The sequence below is a fragment of the Streptomyces sp. NPDC045846 genome (genome assembly GCF_056431605.1).
Window position 1 is genome coordinate 52,086 of the sequence record NZ_JBWKKJ010000003.1, and the last position, 21,686, is coordinate 73,771.

Sequence of the window (21,686 nt, forward strand, 5' to 3'; positions counted from 1 at the left end):
CGGGGCGTGTTCACCCGCACACTCCAGGGGACCACGCGGCCGACGCCCGTATCGCTTCGAAGGCCCCCTGCGATTCAGGCAAATGCCTGAGTAACAGAGCGAGTTGCGGCCTCGCCGGACAGCTGAAGGCTCGATGCCGCCCCCCACTTCGGCCGAGAACCGAGCATGCGCGCACGGGGGACGGGATACCCATCGCAATGTGACTGTGCGTCAGTCGGCTGCGTACAGCCCGTATACGGACGGAGAGACGCTGTGGACGATTCCAGTCTCAAGGCCCTGCTCGAACACCTGCCGGTGTTCTGGTGGGAGACCGACGAGCCGTGGCAGGTACGGGAGACGGGCGGCGGGGCCTTCGCCGACCCGGGCACGGCGCAGCGCTTCCTCGACCGTCTACGCACCGACCTTCCGCCCCGGGGACGCCCGCCGGGCGCCGGCCACTGGCAGGCGCGGTTCGACGGCCGCACCTTCGATGTGAACTGGCCCGTGGGCGATGGGGAGGCCGTTGGGCGCACGCGCGGTCTCGCCGTGGAGGTCGACGCCCGCCCCGACATCCCGACTCGGCATGCCGCGTTCGCGCGGCTGGTGAACCTCGCCCCTGCCGCCGCCTTCATCCGGGACCGCGACGGCCGTTACCTGTGGGCCAACCACGCCTACGCCCACCTCTACGGCACCGTGCCGGAGGAGCTCATCGGCAAGCGCATCGAGGACTTCGACGCCCCTGCCGAGGCCGAGCAGTTCCGCAGCCTCGACCAGGAGGTCCTCACCCGCGGCGCGCCGGTGCGCCACACCCTCGACTACCGCCGCCCCGACGGCAGCGCGGGCCAGGCGGTCGGGCACCGGTTCCCCGTGGGTGAGAACGCGCGGACCTGCGTGGCCGGAATCTACGTGGACATCACGGACCACCTGCGCGCCACGGTCCAGCGGCAGGAGGCCGAGGACGACCTGCGGGCCCTGCGCGACCACAGCGGACTGCCGTGCGCCCTGCTGTCGGCCAATGGCCGCGTGGTCAGGGCCAGCTCGGCGGCCGCCGAGCTGTTCGGCCTGAGCCTGCCCGACCTGGTCGGGCGCCGCGCGCACACGCTGCTGGCCCCCGAGCCCGGCCTCGACCGGCTGCACCGCAGGTGGAACGGCCTCATAGCGCGGCGTACCCGCCGGGTGGAGGCGTCCGCGCTGCTCGTCGACGCCCAGGGGCGGCAACGGCGTACGCAACTCCATCTGACGACGGTCGGCCACGGAGGCACCCGGGCCCGGCACGTGTGGGCCGTCGTCACCCACGAAGGCCTCCCCCACGAAGCCCATCCCTCACTCACCCCGGCGCAGCTGCGCATCCTCTCCCTGCTGGCGGCGGGCAGCAGCAACGGTGCCATCGCCGCCTCCCTGAAGCTGTCCCGGCAGACGGTCGACTACCACCTCAGCCGTCTGCGCGACCTCCTGGGCGCGGACACCCGGCCCGCCCTGGTGGCCCGCGCCTACGTGCTCGGCATTCTCGCCCCCCGCGCCTGGCCACCGCGCTCGGCCACCGCGACCCATCCGCTCAGCCCCGCCTGACGACGAGCCCCGCCCGCACGGAGGCAGGAGTGCCGAGCGGAAGGACCTCATCCCGGGTGCGCGGTGCAGGATGTCGGCGCCGGGATGCTCCCAGACCCGCGCGGGTAGGTTCCTGGCGTGAAGCGAGAGAACTTCCGTATGAAGGCGGCGTGGATCTGCCTTGTCGTCGTCGGGGTCGGCGTCCTGGTCTTCGGCCTCGTCGCCGTGGTGGCGCCCTCGTCCGACAACGAACGGCTCATGCGGGCCGATGGGGTAGCGGCGACCGGCATGGGGCTCTTCGGGGTGCTCATCGCCCTCGTCCCGTTCCGCCGCCGGGAACGGTGGGCGTGGCTCGCGCTGTGGTTCTACCCGGTGTTCTGGATCGCTCACCTGGTGGGCCGGCTGCCGCCGGGCAAGGACCACGTCCACCAGGTGGTCTTCATCGTGCTGCCACTGACCGGGCTGCTCCTCCCCACCCGCGCCTTCTTCCCGCCGTCCTCAACCCGGACGAAGGAGGACGAGTCACCAGGCCAGTGAGCGGGGCGGGCCCAGGTGCCGTGAGGGTGCCGCGGGTGCGGCCGGAGGTGCGGCCGCACCCGCGGGGGGTTGTCGGTGCCGCGGTCAGTGCGCGGTGCGCAACGGGGGTCGAGCAGGGTGTGTGGCCGCGCGGTCCGGGGCGCGTTCGGCTCGGACGGTTCCGCCCGTCAGGGAGAGGGCTCCCGCCGTGTACAGGCCCTCGTCGAAGGCCTGTCCGTTGGTCGGGGTCTTGCCGACCGCGAACACGGCGACGGACTTGCCGTTCACGACGGAAGTCGAGATGTAGTCACCGACCATGCTGCCCTGGGTGGTGGATGCGATCTGCGACAGGGACATGGGGCCGGCCACGGTCTGGGGAGAGCTCCAGGTGGTGCCGCCGTCGGCGGAGGAGAGGAAGCCGACCTCCAACTGGCAGGTCGCGGCCGCGCAGTTGGCCTGCGGGTAGAAGTAGTAGTACAGGCCGATCCTCGCCGTGCTGCCGGAAGTGCTGTGGTCGACGCCGATGCCCGGGATGAAGTGGTCCACCGTGCTGCTGGTCGCGTCGATCGGGACGCGGGTCACCGGCGACCAGGTCGTGCCGTCGGGGGACGAGGAGTAGACGATGTCGTTGGCGGGGCAGCCGGAGCGGAAGCGGCAGTCCTGCCAGGCGACGAAGATCTTCCCGGAGGCGTCGATCTCGGCGGAGGGCAGGCCCTCCCCGTCCCGCAGCCCGCCCGCCACGCCGTGGCTGCTGACGTTGGCGACGAGCGCGCTCGCGCTCCAACTGGCGCCGCCGTTGCTTGAGTTGAAGGCGCGGATCGAGGTGCCGTCGGTGGAGTAGGGCACCACCACGGTGCCGTTCGGCTGGACCAGCGGCTGGCCGCCGAGGCCGCTCGGACCGCCGGAGGGGGCGACGGGCCCGGACCACGTGGCACCGCCGTCACTCGACGTGCTCATCACGACAGCGTTGCCGGACGACGTGATGTCGACCTCGACGTAGCAGTTGCCGTAATGGGGGCTGGTGGCGGTGTTGTCGCAGACGATCCATTCCTTGTCGTAGCCCTGGCCGTCGTTGCCGAGCGCCAGCACCGGGTTCTGCCAGGACAGCCCGTCGCCGGAGCGGCTGACGGTCACACCCGCGCCGTTGGCGTTGGCGTCGATGACCAGGCCCGCCACCATCCAGGTGCCGTGCCGGGCGTCATAGGCGACCGCGGGGTCGGAGACCCGGGCCCAGCTGCCGCCGCCCTGGTAGACGGTGATGCCGGGCAGCATGCCGTGCTGCCAGGTCGCTCCGCCGTCGGTGGAGGTGTTCCAGCCGATGTCGGAGGAGCCTCCGTCGGTGAACCGGCCGACCTGCGAGGAGGCCACGATGGTGTTGCTGTAGGCGAAGGTGTCCGGTTCGAGTTCGGTGGCGTGCTGGCTTGAGGCGTTGGTGAACGGGTCGGTGCTGACTCGGGTCAGCGTGGGCCCACTGCCGTTGACGGTCAGGGTGAAGGCGGTGGAGTGCGTCGCCGAGGGACTCGTCCCGGTCACGGAGATCGGATATGTCCCGGACGGCGTGCTCGTGCTGGTGGTGACGCTCAGGGTGGAGGACCCGCCCGCGACCACCGAAGCGGGAGTGAAGGTCGCGCTCGCTCCCGCCGGCAGGCCGCCCGCCGCGAGGTTCACGGTCTCGGCGGCGCCGGAGACGACCGCTGTGGAGATCGTGGACGCGGCCGAGGAACCCGCGTTGACACTCGCCGACGACGGGCTGTCGGAGATCGAGAAGTCATTGGCGACGGCGCCCGACACCACCACGTCGTCGTACAGCGTGTAGGTGGGGTCACCCGCGTAGTCGTCGTCCTTGCTCACCAGGGTGAGGGTGTAGGAGTGCCCGGCCGTCAGCCCCGCCGTCTTCTGCTTCCAGCCCTGGCCGTTGGTGCAGGTCTTGGCCAGCGGCGTGGTGGTGGTGCCGGACGTGTTGTCCTTGAGGGTGGCGGTCGCCCAGTCGTATGTGACGGTGTCCGGGCAGAACACGTCGTACCAGAAGCTGAGCGAGGGAGAACCGCCCGGCGCGGTGAAGGTCTGCGTGATCGAGGAGTTGCCGTTGGTCGGCGTGGTGCCGCCGACTCGGGCCGCGTACGTGCCGGTGTGTGCTCCGGAGCTGACCACGGCCGTGGTTCCGGCGGCGGTCCAGCCGGACAAGGTGCCGGTCTCGAAACCGCCGTTGGTGACGTCGGCCATCGCGGGCTGGGCGAACGCGACACCGGTGAGGATGACGGCGGTGACGCCGGCCACGGCGAGAAGACCGCGGCTTGACACGGGTCTGATCATGGGCTGCCTCTCTTCGGGAACGCGAACGTGCTCGACGTGCGTACGGTCACGGGGCGGGCTGGTCGCCCCCTCCGTAGGCGGCCTGCCGCTCGGGTGCCGATGGCATCAGGCAGTGGCGGCTCGGCCGGGGCACGACGCCCCCTGCGGGACTGTCGCCCCTGTGGCACGCGCCGCTGAACATCCCTTCTGGAACCCGTAGTTGCGCTGAAACGGCGAGTGAAGGACGTTCACGCAGGAGGTGCCCGCGTGTCCGCAATCCGGGAGTGTCGTCCTGGCCATGCCACCGCGCAAGAGCAGTGACACGACGCGGCCGACGGGAGACCAGGAATTTACGGAGCCGCCGTCACCGCGGCGGTACGCCCGAGTCCGGGTATGGCGGAAGAGCCTCCGGCGGGTGGTGCCCGAGGCGCAACCGGCTCCGCGCCACTCCGGGCTCCGCCCCGTCCGGTCCGGATGGCCTGCCGCGACCAGGCCCCCGCCGCCCCCGTTCCAGGGACGTTTTCCCGGCACTCCGCGAGGGGCGGGCACATGTCTCGGCTGCACAGCTACCGTGTCCACGCTGCACCCGTCGAGGCAGGGAGAGGGCCCGAGTGAACTGGCTGTTGGTGGCCGCGTGAAGGCGCCTGCGGGGGACGCGGCGCCTGTGCGGATGCGACCGTGGCGGTTCGTGGTGTGGTTCGGCACGGTGAGCCTGCTCGCGGACTTCGTGTACGAGGGTGCCCGTTCCATCACGGGCCCGCTGCTGGCCTCGCTCGGCGCCTCTGCCCTGGTGGTCGGCGTGGTCACGGGTGCGGGCGAGGCGGCAGCGCTCGGACTGCGGCTGGTGTCGGGGCCGCTGGCCGACCGCACGCGCCGCTTCTGGGGTCTGTCGATCGCGGGATACGCGCTGACCGTGGCCTCGGTGCCGCTGCTCGGCGTGGTGGGAGTGCTGTGGGCGGCCTGCGTGCTGGTGGTCGCCGAGCGGGTCGGCAAGGCCGTACGCTCACCCGCCAAGGACACGCTCCTCTCGCATGCCACCGCGACGATCGGACGCGGGCGCGGCTTCGCCGTACACGAGGCGATGGATCAAGTCGGCGCACTGGTCGGCCCGTTGGTAGTGGCCACGATGCTCGCCGTGACGGGCGGCGACTACGGCCCGGCGCTGGGGGTACTGGCGCTGCCCGGCCTCGGCGTCCTGGGCCTGCTGGTATGGCTGCGGGCCCGGGTGCCCGATCCCTCCGCATACGAAAGTGACGCGACCGGGCCGGAACGGGGCTTCCCGCACCCGGTCAACAGGCGTCTGCCGCGCTCCTTTTGGACGTACGCGGCGTTCACCGCCACCACCACCGCGGGCTTCGCGACCTTCGGCGTGCTCTCCTTCCACCTGGTCAAGCAAGGGCTCCTCACGGCTGCCTGGGTGCCGGTGCTGTACGCGGGCGCGATGGCGGTGGACGCGGTCGCGGCCCTGGCGACGGGCTGGTGCTACGACCGGTACGGCGCCCGGGTCCTGCTGGTGCTGCCGCTGCTGGCGGCGGCTGTCCCGGCGCTGGCCTTCACCACGACGGTGGGTCTCGCGGTGACGGGTTCGCTGGTGTGGGGCGCGGCCATGGGGGTCCAGGAGTCGACGCTGCGGGCCACGGTCGCCGACCTCGTCCCGGCGGGGCGGCGGGCGACCGCGTACGGAGTGTTCGCCGGGGTGGTGGGCGCGGGAAGCCTGGCCGGGGGTGCGCTGACCGGCGCGCTGTACGGCTACTCGATCCCGCTGCTGATCGGGGTGGTCGGCGCGCTGCAAGCGCTCGCCCTGCTCCTGCTCTTCGCCACCCGCCTCCGCTCATCCTGAGGGAATGCGGCAGTCCAGAGGCGGGCCGCCGCACGGACTCAGGGCGATGCCGGGCTGCCGGGGCCAAGGTGCCGGTGGGGAGGCCGGGCCCCCGGGCCGACCGGCGGTCGGCCCCGGGGCCTCGTGCCGCTGCCCGTCACCGGTACCCGGTGGCATCCGCCGGTTTGCCCGCGTTGTCGACCTCGGCCAGGTAGCGCCAGCAGTCGGGCCGGGAGCCGTCGAGGTCCGTGAAGCCGTACTCCTGGGCGAGTTGTCCGCTGGAGAGCGACTGGCCGTTCCAGCGCGCGACATCGGCGTCACCCGCCAAGGCGGCGACCGCGCGCCCGACGTACGCCGGGCTCTCCGAGATGCAGAAGTGCGGCACCGCCGTCAACGCGTCGCGCCAGGTGTCCTCGGTGACCCCGAACGCGTCGAGCATCATCTCCGAGCGCAACCAACCCGGAGTGAGGGCCACCGCTGTCCCGCCATGCGGTCTCAGTTCGTGGGCGAGCACGAACGCCATGCGCAGCACACTGTTCTTGACGAGGTCGTAGAAGTACGAGTTGCGGTAGTGCGCCTGGTTGTACGCGGACGTTCCGTCCGTCATCTCGACCACGAGCCCGCCCGGTCGGCGTACGAGCAGCGGCAGCAGGTAGTGGCTGGTGATCGCGTGGGTCTCGACGCCCAGTCGGAGCAGCCGAAGGCCGTTGTCGAGGTCGTGTTCCCATACCGGTACGTCGAACGCGAACAGCCGCTCGCCGCCCCAGACGTCGTTGACCAGCACGTCGAGCCGCCCCTGCTCGGCGTCGACGCGCTCGGCCAGCGCTCGGACCTGCTCCGGCACCAGGTGGTCGGTCGGTACCGCGATGCCGGTGCCGCCCGCCGCGGTGACCAGCTCCGCCGTCTCCTCGATGGTCTCGGGGCGGTCGTATTCCGAGCGCTGTTCCCGGGTCGTGCGGCCAGTGACGTAGACCGTCGCGCCCGCCGCGCCGAGCTGGACGGCGATGCCCCGCCCGGCTCCCCGCGTCGCGCCCGCGACGAGTGCGATCTGTCCCTGTAGGTCCGGTGCCGATGTTCCGGTCGTGATGGTCATGAGGTCCCTTGTGTATGTGCACATGGTGGCCCGCCCCGTCGTCGACGCGGGGCGGTGGCCCCATGCTCGCGCCGAAACCCGACACCTTGTGTCCGGTTAGCCTCGGCCGCGCAGCATCGACATCAGCAGCCCGTGGGTCTCGGCGTCGGCGGCGGCGACGAGCCCCCGGCCCGCCTCACCGATCGGGCCGCCGTCGATCCCGGTGACCGTGCAACCGGCTGCCCGGCACAGAGCGATACCGGCCGCGAAATGCACGCTGCTGGAGAGGTCGCCGCCATCGGTGACGTACGCGGCGCGTTTGCCCGCGGCGACCCAGGCCAGTGCCAGCGTCGTCGACACGACCCGCGGCCGGAAGCGCTCGGCGAACTCCGGGTTCGCCAGCAGATCCACGGCCCGGAGCCCGGGCGCGCTCGGGAACGGCGGATCCAGGTTCACGTCCACGAGTCGGGTCGCCGACGTGGGCCTCAGCACTGCGTCGTCGGCTCCATCCCGCCGAGTCCAGGCGGACTCCCCGTCGGTGAAGAAGACTTCACCGCTGAACGGGTCGGCCACCGCCGCCGGGCCGTGGCGCAGCGCCACATTGACGGCCACCAGCATGGAACCGACGGCGTAGTTCAACGTGCCGCACAGGGGATCCACCAACCACAGGCGCGAGGCGTCGGCACCACCCTGCTGCCCGCCCTCTTCGCCGAGCACCGCGTCCTCGGGCCGTGCGGCACGGATGACGTCGAGGATCGCCTCCTCGGCCTTCACATCGGCCGCCGTGGCGAAGTCCCCGGCGCCCTTGTCGATGCGGTCCAGGCGCCGACCGTACAGGGCCCGCACCACGTCCGCACCGGCCCGCGCGGCGGCTGTCGCGACCGCGGCATCGTCGAAGCTCGCATATGAATTGATCATGCTGGGCAGAGTAGCGATGCCGAGCCACTTCCCCTGCGGCTTTTCCCATAGGGAACAGGGGGGCCGCTCGGCTCGCCGTCCTCGCACCGGGTCCCGTCCCAACCTGGCGAAGTCCGGGATGGCGACTGGCTGGTGTGCGCCGAAGGCAGAAGCACGGTCGGCTCACATCGTCTCGAAGGACGACCGCGCTTCCGCCGCGCGCCCGGTAGGCCAGGGTGTGGATGCTGACGCTCAGGGTGCTCAGCGAGTTGGTCGCCCTTCGAGGATCCGATTCCGGGAGTGGGGCCACTCCATCCCCCTTGGACCTACGCGTCCCTGAGACGCCTGCCTACACCTGTTGGGACGGCTGCTCGGCCACGCGGATGTCGTCCGCTCGGGGCGCCCGGCCGCCGCCCGCCTGGCGAAGGAGCGCGAGGGCCGCCTCGGAGGAGGAACCGGCGGGGGTCGTGCACACGATGAGCGCCTGCTCCGGTGAGCGAGCGATCGACAGCGTCTGCTGGGTCACCGTGACCGTGCCCACGACCGGGTGGCGCAGCGCGTACGACGCGGCATCGCACGGCGTCACGCCGTGGTCCCGCCACAGGGCGACGAACTCCGGGCTCTTCATGGTCAGTTCGCCGATCAGCTCCGCGAGCAGTGCGTCCTCCGGGTGCCTGCCGACGGCGATGCGCAGATTGCCGACCACCGCGCGCGCCTTGCCCTTCCAGTCGGCGTACAGCTCCCGACAGTGCGGATCCAGGAACACCATCCGGCTCATGTTCGGGCGTCGCGCCGGGTGGTCCGGGCCAAGTAAGTCCAGGTGGCCGGCGAGCAGGGAGTGGCCGAGGGCGTTCCAGGCCAGCACGTCCGTACGACGGCCGAGCACGATCGCCGGGACGCCGTCGACGGCACGCAGGAGGTCGCGTGTTTCGTCGGACAGCTTCTCGGGGCGCGGGCGGCGTGGCCGTGGCGCGTGGCGGGCGGAATCGGCGAGCCGGTCGAGGTGCTCTCGCTCGTGGTCGTCGAGCAGCAGCGCGCGGGCGATCGCGTCGAGTACCTCGGATGAGGCTCCGCGCGACAACCCCTGTTCCAGGCGCGTGTAGTAAGAGACGCTGACGCCCGCCAGCTGAGCCAGTTCTTCGCGCCGCAGCCCGGCCACCCGCCTGCGCGGGCCCAGATCGCGCAGGCCGACGTCCTCGGGCCGCAGCCGCGCCCGGCGGGCTTGGAGGAAGGTGCCCAGGGGGCCGGGTCCGTTCATGGCGCCAGTATCCGGCGCGCCGACCGCTCCCTGCCACACCCTGCGAGGGGTACGACAACCGGGGAGTGGTCCCTGCCCGTCCCCGTGCCCAGGATCGACCCCATGCAGCCATCTCTCCCGAACCCGCGGACGCAACACATGGATCAGACCCCGGAGCACCTCGTCCTCGGCGATGTCACCGTCACTCGCGTCAAGGAGTTCTACGGCTCGGCCGAGCTGTCGCCGGGCCAGTTCTTCCCGGACAGCCCGGACGGCTCGTGGGACGAGCACCGCGCATGGCTGGCACCCGACTTCTGGGACCCGGAGACCGACGAGTGCCGTACGGCGATCCAGTCCTGGCTGCTGCGCAGCGAGGGGCGCACCATTCTCATCGACACCGGCGTGGGCAACCACAAGGACCGCCCCTACGCCCCGGTCTGGAACCGTCTGGAGACCGACTACCTGGCACACCTGGCCGCCGCCGGGGTCCGGCCCGAGGATGTCGACGTCGTGGTCAACACCCATCTGCACATCGATCACGTCGGCTGGAACACCCGCCTCGAGGGCCGGAGTTGGGTGCCGACCTTCCCGAATGCCACCTATCTGATGAACCGGCGGGACTTCGACTTCTGGAACCCGGCGAACGAGAACAAGACCGTGCTCGGCCGAGGGAACCAGAACGTCTTCGAGGACAGCGTCATCCCCGTCCACCAGGCGGGGCTCACCCACTTGTGGGAGGAGACCTACCGGATCGACAAGAACCTGCGTCTCGACCTCGCCCCCGGGCACACCCCCGGCTCCTCCGTGCTCACCCTGGAATCCGGCGGTGATCAGGCCTTGTTCGTCGGGGACCTGATGCACACCGCGCTGCAGATCGCGGAGCCCGGGACCAACTCCTGCTTCTGCGAGGACCCGGCAAAATCCCGCGCCACCCGGCGCAAGCTGCTCGGCCGCGCCGCCGAGGACACCATGCTCGTCTTCCCCGCGCACTTCGGGGGCCAGGGCGCGGCCGAAGTCACCCGCGCGGGATCGAAGTTCGCGATCAAGCAGTGGGCGCCCTTCTCCCGCATCGCCTGACCCCCCTCCACCTCCACACAGGAAGAGCCTTCCGTGACCCGACAGACAGATCCGGTGGTCGAAACCCCCGCGGGCGCCGTGCGCGGCCTCCGCGGCGGATCCGGCGAGCGCTACCGCTCCCTCCCCTACGCGGCGGCACCGGCCGGCGCCGGCCGCTTCGCCCCGCCCGCGCAACACCCGGGCTGGTCCGGTGTCCGCGACGGCACGCAGCCGTCGCCCACCGCTCCCCAGCCCGACCGCGACTTCGGCCGCCTCGACATGACCCCGTACTTCGGGCCGGGCTGGGTACCCGGCGACGAGTACCTGAGCGTCGATGTCCACACCCCTGCCGCCGACGACGGCAGGCGCCCCGTCATGGTCTTCGTGCACGGCGGCGGCTTCGTCACCGGTTCCAATCGCGCGGCGCTCTACGACGGCAGTGCGTTCGCACGCCACGGAGTCGTGCTCGTGACCGTGAACTACCGTCTCGGCATCCCCGGCTTCCTCGATCTGCCCGGCGCACCGCCCAACCGGGGACTGCTCGATGTGCTCGCCGCTCTCGCCTGGGTACGGGACACGGTCGCGGTATTCGGCGGTGATCCCGACAACGTCACGCTCTTCGGCCAGTCCGCGGGCGCCACGCTGATCGCCGCGCTGCTCGCGACGCCTGAGGCCAAGGGCCTGTTCCGGCGGGCGATCATCCAAAGCGGCAACGGGACCGGCGCGTTCACCCCGGAGCAGGCTCGGCGGGTCACCGCCGCGGCTGCGGCCGCGCTGGGCGTCGAACCGAGCGCCGATTCGTTCGCCCTGATCCCGGACGAGCGCTTCCTGGCCATCCTGCCCGCACTGGCCGGGCTGGACCTGCGCACCAGCACGGCCCTGGACCCCCTCGCCGGGCTCAGCCCCTTCAGCGTGGTCCTGCCGGTCCAGCCCGCCGACGCCCTCGCCAACGGCCCGGCCGCCGATGTCGACCTGCTCATCGGCACCAACACCGAAGAGGGGCATCTGTACCTCGTACCGCACGGCGACCTGGAGTCCACCACGTCGGCCGACCTGCTGGCCCTCACCTCCCGGATACATCCGGACCCGGAGGTCGCTCTCGCCGCACTGCGTACGACACGGCCGGAAGCGACACCGGGCGAGCTGCGCTCCGCCGTGCTCCGGCAGGCCCTGTTCACGGCCGGTACGGCGCGCATGGCTCAGGCCCACGCGCGGATCTCGGGCGGCCGAACCCACCTCTACTCGTTCGGACAGCGCTCGACGGCCCTGGGCGGCCGACTCGGCGCTGCCCACACCGTCGAACTGCCCTTCGTGTTCGACGTCGCCGACCAGCCCTGGCTGCACGGAGACACCGGCCTGCTCGGCCCTGCCCCGGCCCCGGCAGGACTCGCATCACAAGTACACGGCGCGTGGGTCGAGTTCGCCCGCACCGGGAGCCCGGGCTGGCCTCCATGCGACCCCCAGCACCCCGAGGCCGAGCCGCTCCGCGGCTGAGCGCCGCCTCAGCCGGGCACTGTCCGAGATGGGGCCGGGTCAGCAGTGTCCGGAGGTGTCTGCGATGGCCCGCCCCTGCCCCCAAGGTGACGTCGAAGACCGAAAGGGGCGGGGCGGGCAGGTCGTCCTACGGGAGAGCCGCGGCCGAGTGCGGCTGAACGCCGAGGAGCCCGTACTCGATGGCCGTCGCGTCCGGCGTCAGAACGCCGGCTCCGGCACTGACCGCGGGCGGCCGGGCCGCCTGCGCGTGCGCAGGGGCAGCGGGTACGACGAGCGTGGCTCCCAGCAGAACCGTGGTGGCGATGACCTTGATCGCACCGCCGGTCATGTCGGGCATGGTGTTCCCCTCCCGTAGTGGTTGCCAAGCCCCCACCGAGGAGGCAGTACCTACACGGTCGACTCTCCACGGCCCGGCGGCAAGCTTTTGCGCCAGAACGCAAGAGCTCCGTGACCACAGCACCTCAGGCAACCCGGCACCGCGGGCCGGCCCGCGCAACCACCTTGGAACCACGACGGGTTGACCAGACTCAAGCTCGGTCGACCCGGGTCGCCCACACCTCGACGTAGGGGCCCGGATCCACGCGGTCGACCTCGAAACCCGCCGCGGTCACGGCGGCGGCGAACTCGTCCTGGCCCCAGACCGTGTACCAGCGGCGCCCATCGGACTCGACGAGCCAACCCGTACGGCCAGAAGCCTTGAGGCACGCGTACAGCTTGCCACCAGGCCTCAACAACCGGCCGAACTGGCCCAGCACGTCCACCGTCTCGGCCTTCGCGAGATGGACGAGCGAGGCACACGACCAGATGCCGTCGAACGTTCCGGCCGGGAAAAGCGATCCCACCTCGCGCAGGTCGCACCGCGAGGTAGGCGCGTGGGCGCGCGCCATGGCCACGAACGCGGGGTTGAGGTCGACACCGCGCGCCACGTGGCCGGCCGCACGGAAACGGGCGAGGTCCCTGCCGGGCCCGCAGCCCGCGTCGAGAATCAGCGAGGGCCGCGGCAACGAAGCCGCGAACCGCTCCACCCGGTCCCCCATCTTCGGAGCGTGCTCGGCCGCGTAGTCGCCCGCCCTGTCGCTGTAGGCCGCGACGGACGCTTCGACGGGGTCCGCATCCGTATCGATCGCCAGGTTGTGACTGTCCATCTCGCCCCATCTCTCCAACCGCGACCCGTTCTCCCACCCTTGCCGGGCCGCATCGTGCAGCCCGCCAGTCTTTCACCCTCCTTCCGCAGCTCTGCCCCGGGCCGCCGCGAGGGGGCGTACGGCAGGCGCTTGGCCACGGTCGTCCGTATGCTCATCGGCGCCAAACTGCTCTTCACCGTCCCAGGCGATCCGATCTCAACCGGCTTCCGTGGAGCAGGAGTTGAAGGCCGGTTCATCCGGTGGGCAGCAGGGTGGGATCCGTCATGATCCGGCGGACCGTGGTCAGTGCCGCGCCCAGCACGGGTCCGCGCCGTCCCAGGGCCGACGGGCGCAGAGCCTCGGGGGCCCAGGGGCGCACGGTGACCCGGTCGGCCAGTTCGGCGCGGACGGACGGCAGTAGCCAGTCGGCGAGTTCGGTGTAGGCGCCGCCGAGGACGAGGGCGTCCGGGTCGATGAGTTCGACGGCGGACGCGAGCGCGAGGCCGAGGGAGCGCCCCGCGCGGTCCAGGGCGCGTAGGGTTGGCGCGTGCCCGGCGACCGCCCGCTCGGCCAGCAGGGCGACCGGGTCGCCGCATGGGGAAAGTCCGGCCTCGCGCAGTACGGCCGCCTCACCCGCGTACTGCTCCAGACAGCCGCGCGCGCCACAGGCGCAGTCGGGGCCGTCGGGTTGGACGGGGATGTGGCCGAGTTCGCCGGCGAAGCCGCGGGCTCCCCGGAACAGCCGGCCGTCGATGATCAGGGCGGCCCCGATACCCGCCTCGGCCGAGACGTGCACGAAGGTCTCCGCGGTCTGCTCGGCGCTCCAGTACTCGGCCAGTGCCCCGAGGTTGGCCTCGTTCTCCGGCTCGGGCAGAGTGGCCGGGTCGGGCCAGTGGTCGGCGAGGCGGACGGCGCGCCAGCCGAGGTTGGGCGCCCGCTCGATTAGTCCGCCGGGCTCGTTCGGCACCACCCCGGGCACGGCGAGGACGCGCCCTTCGACGCGCAGCCCGAGGGCGTTGGCCTCCGCCTCCGCCTCGCCGGCCAGGGCGGCGGCTTCGGCCAGTACGTGCCCGGCGGGCCGTCCCGTGTTGTCCTGTTCCACCCTGCGCCACAGCCGCGGCTCTCCGCGCAGGTCCACCACGCACGCGCCGAGGTGGGTGGCGCCGACCTCCAGGCCGAGGCCCGCGGGGCCGCATGGGCTGACGGCCAGCGCCCGTCCTGGGCGGCCGACGCGGCCGCTGGCCGTGGCAGCCTCCTCGGTCAGGGCGCCACGGGCGATCAGCTCGTCGACCAGGGAGGAGACGGCCGCCCTGGTGAGCCCGACGCGTCCGGCGACGGCCGCGCGCGAGAGCGGACTGTGCGCGCGGACCGCTTGGAGGACGACCGCGAGGTTCCGCCGGCGCATGTCCTGTTGCGATGCAGGCCCGTGCTCTGTGGCTCTGTCCGTCCTGCCGCTGCCCGCCACGTGCCGCCCCTTCTACCGGTCCCCGGTCGCGACGCCCTGCAGGGCCCCGGCCCGACGCAGGGTATCGCCGATCCTTTCGAGCGCCTCGTCGTCCCTTCGCACCGCCGCAAGGACCTGGCCGTCGGCCGTGCGCCAGCGGCGCGCCACGGCGTCGGCGGGTTCGCCGGTGAGCAGGGCGGCGGCCTGGGCGGCCGCGCCGAGCGCGACGAGTTCCTGCGCGTCGGGCACCTGGACCGTCCGTCCTGAGAGCCGCAGGACGGTGCGCTGCCAGGCCCGTCCGCGGGCCCCGCCGCCGATCAGCAGCAGCGGCTCGTCGCGCTCCGGGTCCGTGCCTCCCGCGCGCAGCACGCCGTCCAGTGCCGCGAGCAGGGCATGGGCGGCGCCGTCGTACGCGGCCTGGAGCAGTTGTCCCGGGGTGGTGTCGTGGCGCAGTCCGTGGACCAGTCCGGAGGCGGTCGGCAGATCCGGGGTGCGCTCGCCGTCGAGGTAGGGCAGGACCACGGCGGTGCCGCCGTCCTCGACGTGCTCGCGGTCTCGGCCGAGGAGGGCGGCGAAGCGGTCGACGGCGAGGGTGCAGTTGAGTGTGCAGGCCAGTGGCAGCCAGCCGCCGAGCGCGTCGGCGAAGCCGGCGACGGTGCCGCCCGGGTCGGTCGGCCTGGTCCGGCCCACGGCGTAGACGGTTCCGGAGGTGCCGAGGCTGAGCACTGGTTGCCCGGGAAGGAGACCGAGGCCGAGCGCGGCGGCCATGTTGTCGCCGGTGCCGATGGCCACCAACGCGCCCCGGCGCAGCGGCGTTCCGGCGCGGACGAGGCCGGCCCGCGCGCCCGGCGCAAGGACGCGCGGCAGGAGCGCCGGGTCGAGGCCGATGCGGGCGAGGATGCCCCCGTCGTAGCCGTCCGGGCCCCACCATCCGGTTCCCGAGGCGTCCCCCCGGTCGGTGACGGCCTCGCCGGTGAGCCTCTCGGTCAGGAAGTCGTGAGGAAGGCGGACCGCCGCGACCCGGTCCGCGGCGGCGGGCTCGTGGGCGCGCAGCCAGGCCCACTTGGCAGCGGTGAAGGCGGCGGTCGGAACGCTGCCGGTGCGGCGGGCGATCTCCGCGGCGCCGATCGCGGTCCGCAACTCGGCGGCCTGGGGCGCGGATCGGACGTCGTTCCACAGCAGCGCCGGGCGCACCGGATGTCCGCCCGCGTCGAGGGTGACCAGGCCGTGCTGTTGGCCGGCGATCGACACGGCGGCCGCCCGGTCCGCCCAGCCCGTGCGCGCCGCGGCCTCGCCGAGCGCCTCCCACCACCGTTCCGGGTCGCTCTCGCGTCCGGTGCCCTCGGTGACGGTGTGCGCCGCGCGGCCCTGGCCCAGCACGGCGCCCGTGTCGAGGTCGACGGCCAGGGCCTTCGTGGACTGGGTCGAGCTGTCGAGGCCGATCACGACGCGCTGCTGAGCCATGCGTTCCTCCGCGGGGTTCCTTCCGGCGTCTGGGCATACTAATTTGTTTTTCGCCATGACAAATAGATCTCGGCACTGAAACGGAGCCGCGCCATGCCCAGTGATCCACTCTCCCCCACCCCCGCGCACCGGTTCACCTTCGGCCTGTGGACCGTCGGCTGGCAGGGGCGCGACCCGTTCGGGGACGCCACCCGGCCCGCTCTCGACCCGGTCGAGACGGTGCAGCGGCTGGCCGAACTCGGCGCCTACGGCGTCACCTTCCACGACGACGACCTGATCCCGTTCGGCGCGAACGAGGCCGGGCGCGAGCAGGCCGTCAAACGCTTCCGCGGCGCGCTCGACGCCGCCGGACTCAAGGTCCCGATGGCGACGACCAACCTGTTCACCCACCCGGTCTTCAAGGACGGCGCCTTCACCGCCAACGACCGCGGCGTGCGCCGCTACGCGCTGCGCAAGACGATCCGCAACATCGACCTGGCCGTGGAGCTCGGCGCCTCGGTCTACGTCGCCTGGGGCGGTCGCGAAGGCTCCGAGTCCGGCGCGGCCAAGGACGTGCGCACCGCGCTCGACCGGCTGAAGGAAGCGTTCGACCTGCTCGGCGAGTACGTCGAGCAACAGGGCTACGACCTGCGCTTCGCGATCGAGCCCAAGCCCAACGAGCCGCGCGGCGACATCCTGCTGCCCACGCTCGGCCACGCCCTGGCGTTCATCGACCGACTGGAGCGGCCCGACCGGGTCGGCGTCAACCCGGAGGTCGGCCACGAGCAGATGGCCGGCCTCAACTTCCCCCACGGCATCGCCCAGGCCCTGTGGCACGGCAAGCTCTTCCACATCGACCTCAACGGTCAGTCCGGCATCAAGTACGACCAGGACCTGCGGTTCGGCGCGGGAGACCTGCGGCAGGCCTTCTGGCTGGTCGACCTGCTGGAGTCGGCCGGATACGAAGGCCCCCGGCACTTCGACTTCAAGCCGCCGCGCACCGAGGACTTCGACGGGGTGTGGGCCTCCGCGGCCGCGTGCATGCGCAACTACCTGCTGCTGGCGCAGCGTTCACGCGCCTTCCGGGGCGACCCCGAGGTCCGTGCGGCACTCGACGCCTCCCGCCTGCCCGAGCTCGCCCTCCCCACGGCCCAGGACGGACTCGCCGGGCTGCTCACGGACCGGTCCGCCTTCGAGGAGTTCGACATCGACGCCGCCGCCCGCCGCGGCATGGCCTTCGAGCAGCTGGACCAACTGGCCCTGGAACACCTCCTCGGCGCCCGCTGATCACGTCCACCAGCCGGGGGCGCGCCCCTTGCCGGTGCAGCATCCTGATCCCCGGCGGGATCCAGCTCTGCCGGGGCCGGGCCGCTACTTGATGATCGCGTTGGCGACGACCACGATGACTCCGAGCAGCCCGTCGACCACGCCCAGCTTCACACCGGAGCGCCAGGTGCGGCCGGCCGCACGCGCGGCCAGCAGACCCCAGCCGAAGAGCAGCGCGATGTTCAGGGCGAAGACGACGTACTCGATGTTCCGCGGACCCCACCAACCGAGCCCCGCTCCGAACAGCACGACCGCCGTGGGCAGCGTGGCGGCCACCAGCGGCCACTCGTCGAGCAGGATCCCCAGGGCCTGCCCGCCACCGTGATGGGTCTCGTCCCCGCGCCGGGCGATGATGTGCGCGTACCCGTGTGCCAGGGCAGAGGCGACCGCCGTGATCAGCAGCCACTTGGCGTCGTACAGCCGGTCGGCGCGGGCCCGCGCGCCGTACTGGGTGAGCGCGGCCACCATGGAGCTGGCGAGGACCGCACCGTAGACACCCCCGAACAGCACGTTGGGTTGGGCGGCGAAACGGCGGAGAGCGCGGGTGTGCATGGGTGGTCTTCCTGGCAGGGAGAAGCGGCGTCGTCACCCATGACACCGCTTGCGCCGACCCGCGGAGTGCCACCTCGCCGGGGTTCCCCCGATCGGCCCGGGCGGACCGTGTCTCACCGCGGACGGGGCCCGAGGGCACATCGCCAGGGGCACGGCGCGGCGAGGGTACGGCGGTCCACCAGCGCCGCGCGGCTCGGTGTCCGTCGGGGATCCCAGTGCTGGTTCCTCCTTGAGGCTTACGGCTCGGGAGAATTCAGGTCTTGAACCCAGTGGGAGCGCTCCCATAGTGGAGACGGACCCGCTTGCGGTCAAGGTGTTTGAAGAGTCGAAAGACTTCCCGCGTTCAATTCAGACAAAGTCAGGACGCGCCTCTGGGCAATGGCGTCCCCGGGCGCTACTTTCCTTCGCACCAGTGGGAGCGGTTCCATTCAGTCGGCGCGCCGGTCACGGCGCGCCCAGCTGCAAGGAGTCGCTCATGCGACACCCCCCGCCTTCACTCCTCATAGCCGCCCGGTACGCGAGGACGCGTCAGCGGCCCGCCCTGCCCTCGGCGACGCCGAGTACGTCACCTCGCCCCGCCTGGCGAGGTGCACGGCCACCGGCCGCTGGGACACCGGCTCCCCGGGCCCTGCCAGAGGCACCAACCGGCTGACGCAGACGGCCAGTTGGATGCTCGCCCCTCCCTCTCGGACCGGGGCAGCCACGGCCGGAGCGCCCAGTGGCGCCGGCGCGGCCCCACTACGACCGTCGCCGACCGGCTCCCGTCCGCCGGCCTGACAGGCATCCCTGATTGCCGCCCGCTCACCACGTAGGGCGGCCCTGCCCGCCGCCGGGGCGCATCCCACCCGTAGTCGCAGATCCGATGCCAACAGAAGGGACCCACCCGCATGAAACGCACCCGAACGTCCCTGCTCGCCGCCCTGACCCTGGTTGCCGGAGCCTCCGGAACGGTGCTCTCCACCACCGCGGCCGGCGCCGCGGCCACGGCCACCCCCTGCACCGTCGACTACAAGGTGCAGAACCAGTGGGACACCGGTTTCACCGCCGCCGTGACCCTTACCAACAACGCGGCGGCCAAGTCGAGTTGGTCGGTGAAATGGTCCTTCGCCGGTGATCAGCAGGTCACCAGCGGCTGGAGTGCGAAGGTCAGCCAGAGCGGCGCCGCCGTCACCGCGGCCAACGAGAGCTACAACGGAGGGCTGGCGACCGGCGGATCGGTGAGCTTCGGCTTCAACGCCTCCTACAGCGGCACCAACGCCATCCCCAGCACGTTCACGCTCGACGGCGTCACCTGCAACGTGGACGCGGGAGGCGGCGACAACGGCGGCGGCCGGGTCGACAACCCGTACGCCGGCGCCAAGATGTACGTGAACCCGCAGTGGTCGGCGAAGGCCGCCGCAGAACCAGGCGGCAGCCGCATCGCCGACCAGCCCACCGCCGTCTGGCTGGACCGCATCGCCACCATCAACGGGGTGAGCGGCGGCATGGGGCTGCGCGCCCACCTCGACGCGGCCCTGAAGCAGAAGGGATCCGGAGACCTGGTCGTCCAGCTGGTCATCTACGACCTGCCCGGACGCGACTGCGCCGCCCTCGCCTCCAACGGCGAACTCGGCCCGAACGACATCGACAAGTACAAGACCCAGTACATCGACCCGATCGCCGCGATCCTCGCCGACCCGGCCTACGCGGGCCTCAGGATCGCCACCGTGATCGAACCCGACTCGCTGCCCAACCTGGTGACCAACGCCGGCGGCACCAACACCACCACCGACGCCTGCGTGACCATGAAGAGCAACGGCAACTACGAGAAGGGCGTCAGCTACGCCCTGGCCAAGCTCGGCGCCATCGCGAACGTCTACAACTACATCGACGCCGGTCACCATGGCTGGCTCGGCTGGGACAGCAACCTCGGGCCGGCCGCCGAGGAGTTCGCCAAGGTAGCCACCAGCAACGGCGCCACCATGAACGACGTGGCCGGGTTCATCGTCAACACCGCGAACTACGGTCCCGTCCGGGAGCCCTACTTCAAGATCACCGACAGTGTGAACGGCCAGACGGTGCGCCAGGCCAAGTGGCTGGACTGGAACCAGTACGCGGACGAGCAGACCTACGCCCAGGGGCTGCGCGACAAGGTGATCGCGGCCGGCTTCAACTCCGGCACCGGCATGCTGATCGACACCTCCCGCGACGGCTGGGGCGGCTCGGCCCGGCCCGGCGGACCGGGCCCGCAGACCTCTGTCGACGCCTACGTCAACGGCGGCCGGATCGACCGGCGCATCCATGTCGGCAACTGGTGCAACCAGAGCGGCGCCGGAATCGGCGAACGGCCCACCGCCGCCCCGGCCGCCGGGATCGACGCCTATGTGTGGGTGAAGCCCCCGGGAGAGTCGGACGGTGCGAGCTCGGACCTGCCCAACGACGAGGGCAAGGGCTTCGACCGGATGTGCGACCCCACCTACGGCGGCAACGCCCGAAACAACGACAACCCCTCCGGCGCTCTGCCGAACGCGCCGCTGGCCGGGCACTGGTTCTCCGCCCAGTTCCAGCAGCTGATGCAGAACGCCTACCCGCCGCTGCCGTAACCGGAACACAGGTCGCGGGGGGGGGGGGGGGGGGGGGGGGGGGGGGGGAAGAGCACCCCCCTCCCCCCCCCCCCCCCCCCCCCCCCCCCCCCCCCCCCCCCCCCGCCCCCCGCTCCTCTGCTCCCCCACCTCCGAGAGGACCTTCATGCGACGCTCACCCCACCCCGCCCGCGGCGCGCGCGGCCTGCTGGGCGCTCTGCTCACCGCGCTGGTCTCGCTCGCCGCGCTCGTGACCACCGCCCCGGCGGCACAGGCCGACACCACGTTGTGCGACCAGTTCGCATCGACAACCATCCAGGGACGCTATGTCGTCCAGAACAACCGCTGGGGCACCACCCAGACCCAGTGCGTCACCGCCACCGACTCGGGATTCAGGATCGCTCGGGCCGATGGGGCGGTCCCCACGAACGGCGCCCCGAAGTCCTACCCCTCGGTGTACAACGGCTGCCACTACACCAACTGCTCACCCGGGACCAACCTGCCGGCCCGCCTCGCCACCATCACCGGCTCGCCCACCAGCGTCTCCTACAGCTATGTGAGCGACGCGGTGTACGACGCCGCGTACGACATCTGGCTCGACCCCACACCCCGTACCGACGGCGTCAACCGGACCGAGATCATGATCTGGTTCAACAGGGTCGGCCCCGTCCAGCCCGTCGGCTCGCAGGTCGGCACCGCGAGCGTGGCCGGACGCCAGTGGCAGGTGTGGTCCGGCAACAACGGCACCAACGACGTACTGACCTTCGTCGCGCCATCAGCGATCGCCGGCTGGAGCTTCGACGTCATGGACTTCGCCCGGCAGGCCGTCTCCCGCGGGCTGGCGCAGGACAGTTGGTACCTGACCAGCGTTCAGGCGGGCTTCGAGCCGTGGCAGAACGGCGCCGGTCTCGCCGTGACCTCGTTCACCTCCACGGTCACCACCGCGGGCGGCAGCCCTGGCGGACCCCGGGCCTGCGAGGTGGCCTATGCGACGAACACCTGGCAGGGCGGCTTCACCGCCGACGTCACCGTCACCAACAGCGGCCCCTCCCCCGTCGACGCCTGGCAGCTCGGATTCAGCCTGCCGACAGGACAGCGGATCACCAGTGCCTGGAACGCGAGCCTCGCCCCGTCCGCGGGAGCGGTCACCGCGAGCGGCCCGCCCTACAACACACGGATCACCCCCGGCGGCCATGTCGGCTTCGGCTTCCAGGGCACCTACGGCGGCGCCTTCGCCCGGCCCGCCGCGTTCAGTCTCAACGGCACTCCCTGCACTCTGACCTGACCGTGCCGGCACTCCTGAAGGACGCCACTGGGCTGGGCTGT

Annotated in this window: 17 protein-coding genes; 8 read left to right on the forward strand and 9 right to left on the reverse strand. The window is 71.9% G+C overall.

All coding sequences use genetic code 11. From position 1 onward, the window contains the following. The first annotated feature begins 252 nt into the window (after window positions 1–252). Both AC07F3_RS09255 and AC07F3_RS09260 read left to right on the forward strand, forming a co-directional pair. Window positions 253–1,548 carry a PAS domain S-box protein gene (locus AC07F3_RS09255; RefSeq protein WP_479112043.1) on the forward strand — a complete coding sequence of 432 codons (1,296 nt, stop codon included), beginning with the start codon at window positions 253–255 and terminating at the stop codon, window positions 1,546–1,548. Between the two features lie 117 nt (window positions 1,549–1,665). Next, on the forward strand, window positions 1,666–2,064 hold the full coding sequence (locus AC07F3_RS09260) for a hypothetical protein (RefSeq protein ID WP_479112045.1): 399 nt from the start codon (window positions 1,666–1,668) through the stop codon (window positions 2,062–2,064). An 84-nt stretch (window positions 2,065–2,148) separates the two neighbouring features. On the opposite strand, the gene AC07F3_RS09265 is transcribed toward AC07F3_RS09260, so the two are convergent. Then, the gene (locus AC07F3_RS09265; protein WP_479112047.1) at window positions 2,149–4,344 is read right to left on the reverse strand and encodes a hypothetical protein; all 2,196 of its coding nucleotides are present in this window, start codon (window positions 4,342–4,344) and stop codon (window positions 2,149–2,151) included. A 661-nt stretch (window positions 4,345–5,005) separates the two neighbouring features. On the opposite strand from AC07F3_RS09265, the gene AC07F3_RS09270 reads away from it, so the two are divergent. Beyond that, window positions 5,006–6,175 carry an MFS transporter gene (locus tag AC07F3_RS09270; protein WP_479112048.1) on the forward strand — a complete coding sequence of 390 codons (1,170 nt, stop codon included), beginning with the start codon at window positions 5,006–5,008 and terminating at the stop codon, window positions 6,173–6,175. Window positions 6,176–6,311: 136 nt separating this feature from the next. On the opposite strand, the gene AC07F3_RS09275 is transcribed toward AC07F3_RS09270, so the two are convergent. The 3 genes from AC07F3_RS09275 to AC07F3_RS09285 form a co-directional block, all read right to left on the reverse strand. Beyond that, complete coding sequence (locus tag AC07F3_RS09275) at window positions 6,312–7,247, reverse strand: SDR family oxidoreductase (RefSeq protein WP_479112050.1); 936 nt, start codon at window positions 7,245–7,247, stop codon at window positions 6,312–6,314. 96 nt (window positions 7,248–7,343) lie between these two features. Further along, complete coding sequence (locus AC07F3_RS09280; protein WP_479112052.1) at window positions 7,344–8,144, reverse strand: inositol monophosphatase family protein; 801 nt, start codon at window positions 8,142–8,144, stop codon at window positions 7,344–7,346. A gap of 328 nt (window positions 8,145–8,472) precedes the next feature. Then, window positions 8,473–9,381, reverse strand: a complete 909-nt coding sequence (locus AC07F3_RS09285) for a helix-turn-helix domain-containing protein (protein ID WP_479112053.1) — start codon at window positions 9,379–9,381, stop codon at window positions 8,473–8,475. 138 nt (window positions 9,382–9,519) lie between these two features. On the opposite strand from AC07F3_RS09285, the gene AC07F3_RS09290 reads away from it, so the two are divergent. Then, entirely contained in the window at window positions 9,520–10,437 is a 918-nt protein-coding gene (locus AC07F3_RS09290) for an MBL fold metallo-hydrolase (RefSeq protein ID WP_479112055.1), read from the forward strand. Between the two features lie 33 nt (window positions 10,438–10,470). Beyond that, window positions 10,471–11,910: a carboxylesterase/lipase family protein gene (locus AC07F3_RS09295; protein ID WP_479112057.1), complete on the forward strand. Its 1,440-nt coding sequence runs from the start codon at window positions 10,471–10,473 to the stop codon at window positions 11,908–11,910. 127 nt (window positions 11,911–12,037) lie between these two features. On the opposite strand, the gene AC07F3_RS09300 is transcribed toward AC07F3_RS09295, so the two are convergent. From AC07F3_RS09300 to xylB, 4 genes are all read right to left on the reverse strand, one after another. After that, on the reverse strand, window positions 12,038–12,247 hold the full coding sequence (locus tag AC07F3_RS09300) for a hypothetical protein (protein ID WP_479112059.1): 210 nt from the start codon (window positions 12,245–12,247) through the stop codon (window positions 12,038–12,040). A 190-nt stretch (window positions 12,248–12,437) separates the two neighbouring features. Continuing rightward, window positions 12,438–13,055: a class I SAM-dependent methyltransferase gene (locus AC07F3_RS09305; protein ID WP_479112061.1), complete on the reverse strand. Its 618-nt coding sequence runs from the start codon at window positions 13,053–13,055 to the stop codon at window positions 12,438–12,440. Between the two features lie 232 nt (window positions 13,056–13,287). Next, a complete protein-coding gene (locus AC07F3_RS09310; RefSeq protein WP_479112063.1) occupies window positions 13,288–14,439 on the reverse strand; it encodes an ROK family transcriptional regulator in 1,152 nt (383 codons plus the stop codon). A 72-nt stretch (window positions 14,440–14,511) separates the two neighbouring features. Beyond that, window positions 14,512–15,942, reverse strand: a complete 1,431-nt coding sequence (xylB, locus tag AC07F3_RS09315; protein WP_479112065.1) for a xylulokinase — start codon at window positions 15,940–15,942, stop codon at window positions 14,512–14,514. Window positions 15,943–16,035: 93 nt separating this feature from the next. On the opposite strand from xylB, the gene xylA reads away from it, so the two are divergent. Further along, window positions 16,036–17,208: a xylose isomerase gene (xylA, locus tag AC07F3_RS09320; protein WP_479112067.1), complete on the forward strand. Its 1,173-nt coding sequence runs from the start codon at window positions 16,036–16,038 to the stop codon at window positions 17,206–17,208. Between the two features lie 84 nt (window positions 17,209–17,292). On the opposite strand, the gene AC07F3_RS09325 is transcribed toward xylA, so the two are convergent. Then, on the reverse strand, window positions 17,293–17,799 hold the full coding sequence (locus AC07F3_RS09325) for a hypothetical protein (RefSeq protein WP_479112069.1): 507 nt from the start codon (window positions 17,797–17,799) through the stop codon (window positions 17,293–17,295). 887 nt (window positions 17,800–18,686) lie between these two features. On the opposite strand from AC07F3_RS09325, the gene AC07F3_RS09330 reads away from it, so the two are divergent. Together AC07F3_RS09330 and AC07F3_RS09335 are read left to right on the forward strand one after the other, a co-directional pair. Then, window positions 18,687–20,381 carry a glycoside hydrolase family 6 protein gene (locus AC07F3_RS09330; RefSeq protein ID WP_479112071.1) on the forward strand — a complete coding sequence of 565 codons (1,695 nt, stop codon included), beginning with the start codon at window positions 18,687–18,689 and terminating at the stop codon, window positions 20,379–20,381. Window positions 20,382–20,526: 145 nt separating this feature from the next. Continuing rightward, window positions 20,527–21,645 (forward strand): glycoside hydrolase family 12 protein, encoded by a 1,119-nt coding sequence (locus tag AC07F3_RS09335; protein ID WP_479112073.1) that lies wholly within the window; start codon window positions 20,527–20,529, stop codon window positions 21,643–21,645. The last annotated feature ends 41 nt before the right edge of the window (window positions 21,646–21,686 follow it).

Coding starts and splice junctions, on each gene's coding strand:
- xylB (WP_479112065.1), bottom strand. CDS start 15,942: ATGGCTCAGCAGCGCGTCGTGATCGGCCTCGACAGCTCGACCCAGTCC.
- xylA (WP_479112067.1), top strand. CDS start 16,036: ATGCCCAGTGATCCACTCTCCCCCACCCCCGCGCACCGGTTCACCTTC.
- AC07F3_RS09275 (WP_479112050.1), bottom strand. CDS start 7,247: ATGACCATCACGACCGGAACATCGGCACCGGACCTACAGGGACAGATC.
- AC07F3_RS09300 (WP_479112059.1), bottom strand. CDS start 12,247: ATGCCCGACATGACCGGCGGTGCGATCAAGGTCATCGCCACCACGGTT.
- AC07F3_RS09325 (WP_479112069.1), bottom strand. CDS start 17,799: ATGCACACCCGCGCTCTCCGCCGTTTCGCCGCCCAACCCAACGTGCTG.
- AC07F3_RS09330 (WP_479112071.1), top strand. CDS start 18,687: ATGAAACGCACCCGAACGTCCCTGCTCGCCGCCCTGACCCTGGTTGCC.
- AC07F3_RS09310 (WP_479112063.1), bottom strand. CDS start 14,439: ATGCGCCGGCGGAACCTCGCGGTCGTCCTCCAAGCGGTCCGCGCGCAC.
- AC07F3_RS09305 (WP_479112061.1), bottom strand. CDS start 13,055: ATGGACAGTCACAACCTGGCGATCGATACGGATGCGGACCCCGTCGAA.
- AC07F3_RS09290 (WP_479112055.1), top strand. CDS start 9,520: ATGGATCAGACCCCGGAGCACCTCGTCCTCGGCGATGTCACCGTCACT.
- AC07F3_RS09335 (WP_479112073.1), top strand. CDS start 20,527: ATGCGACGCTCACCCCACCCCGCCCGCGGCGCGCGCGGCCTGCTGGGC.
- AC07F3_RS09285 (WP_479112053.1), bottom strand. CDS start 9,381: ATGAACGGACCCGGCCCCCTGGGCACCTTCCTCCAAGCCCGCCGGGCG.
- AC07F3_RS09270 (WP_479112048.1), top strand. CDS start 5,006: ATGCGACCGTGGCGGTTCGTGGTGTGGTTCGGCACGGTGAGCCTGCTC.
- AC07F3_RS09280 (WP_479112052.1), bottom strand. CDS start 8,144: ATGATCAATTCATATGCGAGCTTCGACGATGCCGCGGTCGCGACAGCC.